Origin of the sequence: Microbacterium hydrothermale (assembly GCF_004854025.1) — a bacterium.
GTDB lineage: Bacteria > Actinomycetota > Actinomycetes > Actinomycetales > Microbacteriaceae > Microbacterium > Microbacterium hydrothermale.
This window is the reverse complement of the sequence record NZ_STGM01000001.1, coordinates 608,225-619,940: the sequence shown is the minus strand read 5'-3', so window position 1 is coordinate 619,940 and position 11,716 is coordinate 608,225. Positions and strand designations below refer to the sequence as shown.

The 11,716-nt window shown below is 69.5% G+C and carries 6 protein-coding genes and 1 tRNA gene; 1 reads left to right on the top strand and 6 read right to left on the bottom strand.

Translation table 11 applies throughout. The features are described from left to right. Positions 1-58: 58 nt before the first annotated feature. Positions 59-2,695 carry a DNA polymerase I gene (gene polA / locus FB047_RS02985; RefSeq protein WP_136585714.1) on the bottom strand — a complete coding sequence of 879 codons (2,637 nt, stop codon included), beginning with the start codon at positions 2,693-2,695 and terminating at the stop codon, positions 59-61. Between the two features lie 81 nt (positions 2,696-2,776). Here polA and FB047_RS02980 point away from each other — a divergent pair, with 81 nt between their 5' ends. Further along, entirely contained in the window at positions 2,777-3,211 is a 435-nt protein-coding gene (locus tag FB047_RS02980; protein WP_136585713.1) for a hotdog fold thioesterase, read from the top strand. 107 nt (positions 3,212-3,318) lie between these two features. Here FB047_RS02980 and FB047_RS02975 read toward each other — a convergent pair whose 3' ends face one another. From FB047_RS02975 to gltB, 5 genes are all read right to left on the bottom strand, one after another. Then, positions 3,319-3,939, bottom strand: coding sequence for an ANTAR domain-containing response regulator (locus FB047_RS02975; protein ID WP_076675473.1), 621 nt, complete (start codon positions 3,937-3,939; stop codon positions 3,319-3,321). Between the two features lie 59 nt (positions 3,940-3,998). After that, positions 3,999-4,079, bottom strand: a tRNA-Leu gene (locus FB047_RS02970). Positions 4,080-4,156: 77 nt separating this feature from the next. Beyond that, a complete protein-coding gene (pyk, locus tag FB047_RS02965) occupies positions 4,157-5,602 on the bottom strand; it encodes a pyruvate kinase (protein WP_136585712.1) in 1,446 nt (481 codons plus the stop codon). 55 nt (positions 5,603-5,657) lie between these two features. Next, positions 5,658-7,124: a glutamate synthase subunit beta gene (locus FB047_RS02960; protein ID WP_136585711.1), complete on the bottom strand. Its 1,467-nt coding sequence runs from the start codon at positions 7,122-7,124 to the stop codon at positions 5,658-5,660. Beyond that, the gene (gene gltB, locus FB047_RS02955; RefSeq protein ID WP_136585710.1) at positions 7,117-11,694 is read right to left on the bottom strand and encodes a glutamate synthase large subunit; all 4,578 of its coding nucleotides are present in this window, start codon (positions 11,692-11,694) and stop codon (positions 7,117-7,119) included. The genes FB047_RS02960 and gltB overlap by 8 nt, the downstream gene beginning before the upstream one ends. Positions 11,695-11,716: the final 22 nt, after the last annotated feature.

The following is an 11,716-nucleotide window of genomic DNA, read 5'->3' as shown; positions in this document are numbered from 1 at the left end:
GCGGGGATGGCGCACCCCGCCCCCGCCGGCGCACGCGTCGAGGCGGGGCGCGCCGGGATCAGTGCCCCGCCTCGTCCCAGTCGCCGCCGCGGCCGATCTGCACGTCGAGCGGCACCGACAGGTCGGCGGCGTCGGCCATGCGCGCGCGCACGATCTTCTCGACGGCATCCCACTCCCCCGCCGCCACCTCGACGACGAGTTCGTCGTGGATTTGCAGCAGCACGCGCGAGCGCAGGCCGCCGGCGGCGAGCTCGTCGCGGATGCGGAAGAGCGCGACCTTCATGATGTCGGCGGCGCTGCCCTGGATCGGGGCGTTCAGCGCCGCGCGCTCGGCGTTCTCGCGCAGGACGCGGTTCATGCTCGTCAGGTCGGGGAAGGGACGCCGACGACCGAAGATCGTCTCGGTGTAGCCGTCTTGACGCGCCTGCTCGACCGAGCCGCGCAGGTAGTCGCGCACCGCCCCGAATCGGGCGAAGTACTCGAGCATGAGCTTCTTCGCCTCGGACTGCTCGATGCGCAGCTGCTTCGAGAGGCCGAAGGCCGACAGTCCGTAGACGAGGCCGTACGACATCGCCTTGACCTTGGTGCGCATGGCGGGGGTGACGTCCTGCGGCTCGACGCCGAAGACGCGCGCCCCGACGAAGCGGTGCAGGTCTTCGCCGGAGTTGAACGCTTCGATCAGCCCCGGGTCGCCCGAGAGGTGCGCCATGATACGCATCTCGATCTGCGAGTAGTCGGCCGTCAGCAGGGTCTCGTAGCCCTCGCCGACCTCGAACGCGGCGCGGATGCGACGGCTCTCCTCGGTGCGGATGGGGATGTTCTGCAGGTTCGGATCGGTGCTCGACAGGCGACCGGTCTGGCTGCCGGTCTGCACGTACGTGGTGTGGATGCGCCCGTCGGCGCCGGTCGCGGTGTCGAGGGCGTCGATGATCTGCTTGAGCTTCGTCGCCTCGCGGTGGCGCAGCAGCAGGTCGAGGAACGGGTGCGGCGCGCTCTCTTGCAGATCGGCGAGGGCGGCGGCATCCGTGGTGTATCCGCTCTTCGTCTTGCGCGTCTTGGGAAGCTGCAGCTCGTCGAACAGCACCTCCTGCAGCTGCTTCGGCGAACCGAGGTTGACCTCGTGCCCGATGGCCGCGTAGGCGTCGCGGGCGAGGGCGTCGGCCCGCGCGCCGAGTTCGGTCGAGAAGCTCGAGAGCTTCTCGTGCGACACCGCGACGCCGGCGAGCTCCATGTCGGCGAGGGCGGTGAGAGTGGGCAGTTCGATGTCGTCGAGCACGCTCGCGACCTTCTCGGGCATCGCCGCCCGCTGCGCCTCGGCCACGCGGCGGGTGAACCACGACAGCTGGCTCGGAGTCGCCCCCTCGGTCTCGGGGACGAGCTGCGTCGGGTCGGCCACGGGCAGCTTCTCGTCGAGCTCGCGCTGAACGAGGTCGGCGAGCGTCTTGTCGGGGAAGCTCGGGCGCACCAGCCACCCGGCGAGGATGACGTCGAAGGCGACGCCGCCCACCGGGACGTCCTCGCGGGCCAGGGCCTTGATCTGGGGCTTGGCGTCGGCGAACACCTTCGGAGCATCGGATGCCATCCACCCGGCGATCGCGTCGCGCACGGCCGGCGACCAGGTGGCCTCGACGGCCTCGTCGGCCGAGGCGAGTCCGATCGCGGTGGGGGTCGCGCCCTCGAGACCGACGGTCACGCCGATCTCGCCCGTGGCCGCCTCGGCCCAGGCCGCGAGGGCGTCGGCGTCGAGACGCGTGGGAGCCGGGGCCGTGGCGGTGGGCTTCGATTCCTCGACAATCCCGCCCTCGCCGCCCAGGGCGTCGAACACACGCGGCAGGAGCGTGCGGAACTCCAGGCGCGCGAAGATGTCGCGCACGGCCTGGGCGTCGAGCGGCTGGACCGCGAGGTCGCCCGGACCGACCGGCAGCTCGACGTCGCGCAGCAGCCGGTTCAGCGCCCGGTTGCGCCGGACATCGTCGAGGTGCTCGCGCAGGTTGTTGCCCACCACCCCGGTGACCTTGTCGGCGTTCTCGAGCAGCGCCTCGAGCGATCCCCACTGCGTCAGCCACTTGACCGCGGTCTTCTCGCCGACCTTGGGCACGCCGGGGAGGTTGTCGCTCGTCTCACCGACCAGGGCGGCGATCTCGGGATACTGCGCCGGCGGCAGGCCGTACTTCTCGATCACGGCGTCCGTGTCGTAGCGCTTGAGCTGCGAGACCCCCTGCACGTTCGGATACAGCAGCGTGACGTCGTCGGTGACGAGCTGGATCGTGTCGCGGTCGCCCGAGCACACCAGCACCGTGTAGCCCTGCTGCTCCCCCTGCGTGGCGAGCGTGGCCAGGATGTCGTCGGCCTCGAAGTCCTCTTTCTTCAGCACCGGCACGCCCATGGCGGCGAGGCACTCCTGCAGCAGGGGGATCTGCCCCTTGAACTCGGCGGGCGACTCGCTGCGGTTGGCCTTGTACTCCGTGTACTCGCGCGTGCGGAACGACTGCCGCGACGTGTCGAACGCGACCGCGAGGTGCGTCGGCTTCTCGGCCTTGACGAGGTTGACGAACATCGACAGGAAGCCGTAGATGCCGTTGGTGTGCTGGCCGTCCTTCGTCGAGAAATTGTCGACCGGCAGGGCGTAGAACGCCCGGTAGGCCAGCGAGTGGCCGTCGACGACGAGGAGAGTAGGCTTTTCGGCATCCGTCACTCCCCCAGCGTAACGAGAACCACGGACACTCCCCCGGCTCGGCCCGAACACGGCCGCCCGCACGGCACGACGAAGGCGACGATGAGCAGCTCCCCCACCCCCGACACCCGCACCGGACTCGACTGGGCGCGCGAGCGCGGAATGGGCGCCCTCGCCGAGAAGATGGGCATCGAGTGGGTCGAGTTCTCGGTCGAGCGCAGCGTCGCGACGATGCCCGTCGAGGGCAACACCCAGCCGGTGGGACTGCTCCACGGGGGCGCGTACGTCGTACTCGGCGAGTCGCTCGGGTCGATGGCCGCCAACCTCTACGCCGGGCCGGGCAAGCTCGCCGTCGGCATCGACATCAACGCCACGCACACGCGCTCGGCCACCTCGGGGATCGTCACGGGCGTGTGCACCCCGGTGCACCTGGGGCGCTCGCTGACGGTCCACGAGATCGCCGTGAGCGACGAGCAGGGGCGCCGGTGCTCGACGATCCGCATCACGAACATGATCAAGGACGCTCCCGCGGCCTGACGCTCGTCGCGCGGGTGCCGGTGGCTTCGACGCGCTCAGCCACGGGTCCGGCCCCAACGAGAAATGGATGCCACCGAAGTGGCATCCAATCTCGAAAAGTGCTGCGGTCAGCCCTTCTTCGGGGCCAACTGCTCGATGATCGCCTTGGCGACGTCCTGCATGGTCAGGCGGCGGTCCATCGACGCCTTCTGGATCCAGCGGAAGGCCTCGGGCTCGCTCAGGCCCATCTTCTCGTTGAGCAGGCCCTTGGCCCGGTCGACGAGCTTGCGGGTCTCGAAGCGCTCGACCATGTCGGCGACCTCGGCCTCGAGCGTGATGATCTGCTCGTAGCGGGCGAGGGCGATCTCGATCGCGGGCAGCAGGTCGTTCGGGGTGAAGGGCTTGACGACGTAGGCCAGCGCGCCGGCCTCGCTCGCGCGCTCCACGAGCTCCTTCTGGCTGAACGCGGTCAGCAGCACGACGGGCGCGATGTGGTTCTTGCTCAGCTTCTCGGCGGCGCTGATGCCGTCGAGCTGCGGCATCTTGACGTCCATGATCACGAGGTCGGGACGCAGTTCGGTGGCCAACTGCACGGCGGTCTCGCCGTCGCCCGCCTCGCCGACGACGTCGAAGCCGTTGTCGCGCAGGATCTCGACGATGTCGAGGCGGATCAGCGACTCGTCTTCCGCGACGACGACGCGACGCGGCGCGGTCGGCGCGGTGGCGGGGGCGGCTTCTTGATCAGTCACGGGACCATCCTAGAACGTGGATTCGCGCACCCACGGGAAGCCGCGGATGCGATAGGGCGTACCGGTGGTGGGACTCGAACCCACACGTCTTTCGACAGAGCATTTTGAGTGCCCCGCGTCTGCCATTCCGCCACACCGGCAGGTGTTGCGTTCCCAATGTACCGGGCGGGAACGCGACACGACGCGCGCCGGGGTCACCGGCGCGCGTCGTGAGGGCTCAGACTTCCTGGTACCCGGGGGCCGCGCCGTGCACGGCATCGCCCACGCGGTGCACGCGCAGGTCGTTCGTCGACCCGGCGATTCCGGGAGGGGATCCCGAGATGACGACGACCTTGTCACCGACCTTGGCCAGGTCGTGGGTGAGCAGGTAGTCGTCGACCTGCAGGAACATCTTGTCGGTGTGCGACACGTGCTCCACGAGCGTCGAGCGCACGCCCCAGGTGAGCGCCAGACGACGGCGGATGCCGGGCTCCGGCGTGAAGGCGATCATCGGGATGGTCGAGCGCAGGCGCGACATGCGACGCGCGGAGTCGCCCGACTCGGTGAAGACGCACAGGTACTTCGCCTCGACGAAGTCGGCGACCTCGACGGCGGCGAGGGTGATGGCGCCACCCTGCGTGCGGGGCTTGTTGGTCAGCGGCGCGATGCGCTCGAGACCGTGCTCCTCGGTCGACTCGACGATGCGGGCCATGGTCTCGACCACGACGACCGGGTACGTGCCCACGCTGGTCTCGCCCGAGAGCATGACCGCGTCGGCGCCGTCGAGCACCGCGTTGGCGACGTCGGAGGTCTCGGCGCGCGTGGGGACGGGGTTGGTGATCATCGACTCGAGCATCTGCGTCGCGACGATGACGGGCTTGGCCATGCGGCGGGCGAGCTCGACCGCGCGCTTCTGCACGATCGGCACGGCCTCGAGCGGAAGCTCCACGCCGAGGTCGCCGCGGGCGACCATGATGCCGTCGAACGCGTCGATGATCTCCTCGAGGTTGTCGACCGCCTGCGGCTTCTCGATCTTGGCGATGACGGGGACGTAGCGCCCCTCTTCGGCCATGATCTCGTGCACGCGCTCGATGTCCTTGGCATCCCGGACGAACGAGAGGGCGATGAGGTCGGCGCCGGCGTTCAGGCCCCAGCGCAGGTCGGCTTCGTCCTTCTCGCTCAGCGCGGGGACGTTCACGGCCACGCCGGGGAGGTTGATGCCCTTGTTGTTCGACACCGGGCCGCCGACGATGACCTTGGTGGTCACGACGGTGCCGTCGGTCTCGACGACCTCGACGCGCACCTTTCCGTCGTCGATCAGCAGGAAGTCGCCGGGGCGGACGTCCTGGGGCAGGCCCTTGAACGTGGTGCCGACGATCTCTTTGGTGCCGAGGATGTCTTCGATGGTGATCTTGAAGATGTCGCCGGGCAGCAGGTCGTGGGGACCGTTCTCGAACTTGCCGAGGCGGATCTTCGGGCCCTGCAGGTCGACGAGAGCGGCGACCGGGCGACCGGCGTCCTCCGCGGCCTTGCGCACGTTGGCGAAGTTGGCGTCGTGCACGGAGTAATCTCCGTGGCTCAGGTTGAGGCGGGCGACGTCCACCCCGGCGTCGATGATGGCGCGAACCATCTCATACGACGACGTGGCGGGCCCGAGTGTTGCGACGATCTTGGCGCGTCTCATCCGTTTTCAAGCTCCGTGAGGATTTTCGGGAAGTGGCCGATCGGCCCTTGCCAGCTTAGGCGGGCAGGAGGCCGATGGCGACATCGGTCGGGCGCACCGGCGCGGGGAGCACCGTTTCGCCCATCAGGAAGGTGTCGACCTCGGCGGCGGCCGCGCGGCCCTCGGCGATGGCCCACACGATGAGCGACTGTCCGCGACCGGCATCGCCGGCGACGAACACGCCGGGCGTCGTGGTGGCGTAGGTCGCGTCGCGCTCGAGGTTGCCGCGGTTCGTGAACTGCGTGCCGAGCTGGCTCTCGAGCAGCTCGCGCTCGGGGCCGGTGAAGCCCATCGCGATGAGCACGAGGTCGGCGGGGATCTCGCGCTCGGTGCCGCTCTTGGGCACGCGCCGTCCGTCGACGTACTCGGTCTCGGCGACGCGCAGGGCGCGCACCTCTCCCGCGGCGTTGCCGAGGAACTCCACGGTCGAGGCGAGGAACGTGCGCTCCCCGCCCTCCTCGTGGGCGGAGGCCATCTCGAAGAGGTTGGGCATCATCGGCCACGGCTGCTCGGCCGGACGCTCGGAGGGCGGCTGCTTGCCGATCGCGAGGTTCGTGACGCTCAGCGCCCCCTGACGGTGGGCCGTGCCGATGCAGTCGGCGCCGGTGTCGCCGCCGCCGATGACGACGACGTGCTTGCCCGAGGCGCTGATCTGCTGCGGGATCTGGTCGCCCGCGACGGCCTTGTTGCCCTCGATCAGGTACTCCATGGCGTAGTGCACGCCGTCGAGGTCGCGACCGGGGATGGGCAGGTCGCGCGGCACGGTCGACCCCGTGGCCACCACGACCGCGTCGTAGCGGGCGCGCAGGTCGCTCCACGAGATGTCCTTGCCGATCTCGACGCCCGCGCGGAAGCGGGTGCCCTCGGCCTGCATCTGGCGCAACCGCTGCTCGAGGTGGCGCTTCTCCATCTTGAAGTCGGGGATGCCGTAGCGCAGCAGGCCGCCGATGCGGTCGTCGCGCTCGAAGACGGCGACCGTGTGCCCCGCTCGCGTGAGCTGCTGGGCGGCCGCGAGACCGGCGGGACCGGACCCCACGACGGCGACCGTCTTGCCGGTGAGACGCTCCGGCGGCTCGGGCTCGACCCAGCCGTTGCCGAACGCCTCGTCGATGATCGAGACCTCGACCTGCTTGATCGTGACGGCCGGCTGGTTGATGCCGAGCACGCACGAGCTCTCGCACGGGGCGGGGCACAGGCGTCCGGTGAACTCCGGGAAGTTGTTCGTCGCGTGCAGGCGCTCGATCGCAGCGCGGCCCTCGCCGCGCCACGTCAGGTCGTTCCACTCGGGGATGAGGTTCCCGAGCGGGCACCCCTTGTGGCAGAACGGGATGCCGCAGTCCATGCAGCGTCCGGCCTGGCGCTTGATGACGGCCGAGTCACCCGGCTCGTACACCTCTTTCCAGTCCATGATGCGCACGGGCACCGGTCGACGCTTCGGGAGCTCGCGCTCCGTGGTCTTGAGAAAGCCCTTCGGGTCAGCCACCCGTCACCTCCAGAATGCGCGTCCAGACGACGTCGCCGTCGGGGTCGAGCCCCTCGGCGACAGCCTCCTGGCGGGTCTGCAGCACGGCGGCGTAGTCGCGCGGCAGCACCCGGACGAAGTTGTCCACCTCGGCCTCGAAGTCGTCGAGCAGACGACGGGCCAGCGTGGAATCGGTCTCCGCGACGTGCTTGGCGAGCAGGTCGCGAAGGATCTCGGCATCCCCCGATCCGAGGGCGCCGAGGACGAGCTCACCGGATGCCAGGGCCTCGCGGTTCACCTTGTCGCGGTCGAGTCGGTAGACGTACGCCTGACCGCCCGACATGCCCGCGCCGAGGTTGCGGCCCGTGGCGCCGAGGATCACGGCGAGTCCGCCGGTCATGTACTCGAGCGCGTGGTCGCCCACGCCCTCGACGACCGCGGTGGCACCGGAGTTGCGCACGAGGAAGCGCTCCCCCACGACGCCGTTCAGGAACATCTGCCCCTGCGTGGCGCCGTAGCCGATGACGTTTCCGGCGATGACGTTCTCGCTGGCCGCGAAGGTCGATCCGCGCGGCGGGCGCACGACGATCGTTCCGCCCGAGAGTCCCTTGCCGACGTAGTCGTTGGAGTCGCCCTCGAGGCGCAGCGTGATGCCGGCGGGCATGAACGCCCCGAAGGACTGCCCGGCCGAACCGGTCAGGCGCACGTCGATCGAGTTCTCCGGCAGCCCGTGCTCGCCGTGCGCCTTGGTGACGTGGTGGCCGAGCATGGTCCCCACCGCGCGGGCGGTGTTGCGGATGGGCAGGTCGATCGTGAGCTGACCGCCGTGCGCGATGACGTCCTGCGCGCGCTCGATGAGCTGCACGTCGAAGTGGTCCTCGAGCTCGTGGTCCTGGTTGCGCGCGTGACGGCGCGGCTCGTCGTCGGCGAAGCGCGGTCCCTCGAGGATCGGCGCGAGGTTGAGGCCGCGCGCCTTCCAGTGCTGGATCGCCTCGTTGGCGTCGAGCAGCTCCGCGCGGCCGACGATCTCGTCGATCGAGCGGTAGCCGAGGGCGGCGAGGTACTCGCGCACCTCCTGGGCGATGAACTCCATGAAGTTCACGATGTACTCGGCCTTGCCCGTGAAGCGCTGGCGCAGGACGGGGTTCTGCGTCGCCACGCCCACGGGGCACGTGTCGAGGTGGCAGACGCGCATCATGATGCAGCCCGAGACGACCAGGGGCGCGGTGGCGAAGCCGAACTCCTCGGCGCCCAGGAGGGCCCCGATGATGACGTCGCGGCCGGTCTTCATCTGCCCGTCGACCTGCACGACGACGCGGTCGCGCATGCCGTTGAGCATGAGCGTCTGCTGCGTCTCGGCCAAACCCAGCTCCCACGGGGTGCCCGCGTGCTTGAGCGAGTTCATCGGGCTCGCGCCCGTGCCGCCGTCCTGACCCGAGACCAGGATGACGTCGCTCAACGCCTTCGCGACGCCCGCCGCGACCGCACCGATACCCGACTGGCTGACCAGCTTGGTGTGGATCCGGGCCTTCGGGTTGGCGCGCTTGAGGTCGAAGATGAGCTGCTTGAGGTCTTCGATCGAGTAGATGTCGTGGTGCGGCGGCGGCGAGATGAGTCCCACGCCGGCGGTCGCGTGACGCGTGCGCGCCACCCACGGGTACACCTTGGTCGGCGGCAGCTGACCGCCCTCGCCGGGCTTGGCGCCCTGGGCGAGCTTGATCTGGATGTCGTCGGCCTCGGTGAGGTACAGGCTCGTGACGCCGAAGCGACCGGATGCCACCTGCTTGATGGCACTGCGCCGCGTCGGGTCGAGCAGACGGTCGACGTCTTCTCCGCCCTCACCGGTGTTGCTCTTGCCGCCGATCCGGTTCATCGCGACGGCGAGGACCTCGTGCGCCTCCTGGGAGATCGAGCCGTAGCTCATCGCCCCCGTCGAGAAGCGCTTGACGATCGCCGAGACCGGCTCGACCTCGTCGATCGGCACGGCCGGGCGCGTCCCCGTGCGCAGACCGAACAGGCCGCGCAGGGTCTTCAGCTCGTGCGCCTGGTCGTCGATCAGCTGCGTGTACTCGCGGAAGATGTCGTACCGGCGCTCGCGCGTGGCGTGCTGCAGGCGGAACACCGTGTCGGGGTTGAACAGGTGCGGGGCGCCGTCGCGACGCCACTGGTACTCGCCGCCGGTCCACAGGCGCTCGTGCGCGCGGGCCGCGGCATCCTGGGGATAGGCGTACTCGTGACGAGCGGCGTTCTCGGCGGCGATGACGTCGAGTCCCACACCGCCGAGCTTGGTCTCGGTGCCGGTGAAGTAGGCGTCGATGAACTCGCGCGAGAGGCCGACGGCCTCGAACACCTGGGCGCCCGCGTACGACGACACCGTGGAGATGCCCATCTTCGACATGATCTTCAGCACGCCCTTACCGAGGGCGTAGATGAGGTTCTTGACGGCCTTCTCGGGCGTCACCCCGGTGATGAAGCCGGCGCGCACGAGGTACTCGACGGTCTCCATCGCGAGGTACGGGTTGACCGCGGAGGCGCCGTATCCGATGAGGGTGGCGACGTGGTGCACCTCGCGCACGTCACCGGCCTCGACCACGAGGCCCACCTTCATGCGGGTCTCTTTGCGGATGAGGTGGTGGTGCACGGCCGCGAGCATGAGCAGCGACGGGATCGGCGCGAGGTCCTTGTTGGAGTCGCGGTCGCTGAGCACGATGAACTCGGCGCCGTCCTCGATGGCCTGGTCGACCTCGGTGCACATCTGCGTGAGGCGCTTCTGCAGGCCCTTGTGGCCGGCCTCGACGCGGTACAGGCCGCGGATCGTCACCGACGAGCGCCCCGGCAGGGCCGTGTCGATGTGCTGGATCTTGGCGAGCTCGTCGTTGTCGATCACGGGGAAGTCGAGCGTCACCGTGCGGGTGTGCTCGGGGCCCCAGTCGAGGAGGTTGCGCTCGGGGCCGAGACCCAGCGACAGCGAGGTGACGACCTCTTCGCGGATCGAGTCCAGCGGCGGGTTGGTGACCTGCGCGAACTGCTGCGAGAAGTAGTCGAAGAGCAGGCGCGGGCGATCGCTCAGCACAGCGACGGGCGCGTCGCTGCCCATCGCGCCGAGCGGCTCGGTGCCGCCCTGGCCCATCGGCGTCAGCAGGATGCGCACCTCTTCTTCGGTGTAGCCGAAGGTGCGCTGGCGCCGCGTGATCGAGGCGATGGGGTGCACGATGTGCTCGCGCTCGGGGAGTTCGCTGAGCTTCACGCGGCCCTTGTCGACCCACTCGCCCCACGGCTGGAGCGCGGCGAGGTCGGCCTTGATCTCGTCGTCCTCGACGATGCGGCGCTGCGCCGTGTCGACGAGGAACATGCGACCCGGCTGCAGACGACCGCGGCGCTTGATGCGCTCGGGCGCGAAGTCGAGCACGCCGGTCTCGGACCCGATCACGACGAGGCCGTCGGTGGTCTCGGTCCACCGGCCGGGACGCAGACCGTTGCGGTCGAGCGTGGCGCCCACGAGCGTGCCGTCGGTGAAGATGAGCGCGGCGGGGCCGTCCCACGGCTCCATCTGCATGGAGTGGTAGTCGTAGAAGGCGCGCAGGTCGGGGTCGATCGAGGCCTGCTTCTCGTAGGCCTCGGGCACCATCATCATGATCGCGTGCGGGAGGCTGCGACCGGTGAGAGTCAGCAGCTCGAGCACCTCGTCGAAGGATGCCGAGTCGCTGGCGCCCTCGGTGCAGATCGGCAGCAGCGGACGCACGTCGCCGATCAGCTCGGACTCGAGCTGCGACTGACGCGCGCGCATCCAGTTGCGGTTGCCCTTGACGGTGTTGATCTCGCCGTTGTGGGCGAGCATGCGCAGCGGCTGCGCGAGCGGCCACGACGGGAAGGTGTTGGTCGAGTAGCGCGAGTGCACCACGGCGAGCTCGGACGCGAAGCGCTCGTCCTGCAGGTCGGGGTAGAACGGCTCGAGCTGCAGCGTCGTGACCATGCCCTTGTAGCCGAGGGTGCGGCTCGAGAGCGAGACGAAGTACGCCTCGAGCTCGTGACGCGCGCGCTTGCGCAGACGGTAGACGCGGCGGTCGAGCGCGATGCCCGACAGCGCGGGCTGGTCGCCGACCGCGGGCCGCGACACGAAGAGCTGCTCGAACGCGGGCCGCGCCTCGTAGGCGAGCTTGCCGAGGTTCTCTGTGTCGACGGGCACCTCGCGCCAGCCGAGGACCTCGAGGTTCTCGTGACGCGCGATCTCTTCGATGCCGGCCTTCATCCCGGTTCGCTCGTCGTGACCGAGCGGCAGGAACACCATGCCCGCGGCGTACTCCCCCACCGGCGGCAGGTCGAAGTCGACGACGGCGCGCAGGAACGCGTCGGGCATCTGGGTCAGGATGCCGGCACCGTCACCGGTGCCCGCGTCGGAGCCGATGGCGCCGCGGTGCTCGAGGTTGCGCAGCGCCGTCAGCGCCAGGTCGATGATGTCGTGACCGGCTTCGCCGCGGAGAGTGGCGACCATGGCGAGGCCACAGGCGTCTTTCTCGAACGACGGGTCGTACATTCCCTGCCGGGCGGGGAATGCTCCTCCGACGGTGTCGGAGCGCAGGCTGGAAGCCATATCAACCGTCCTCACGTTGATG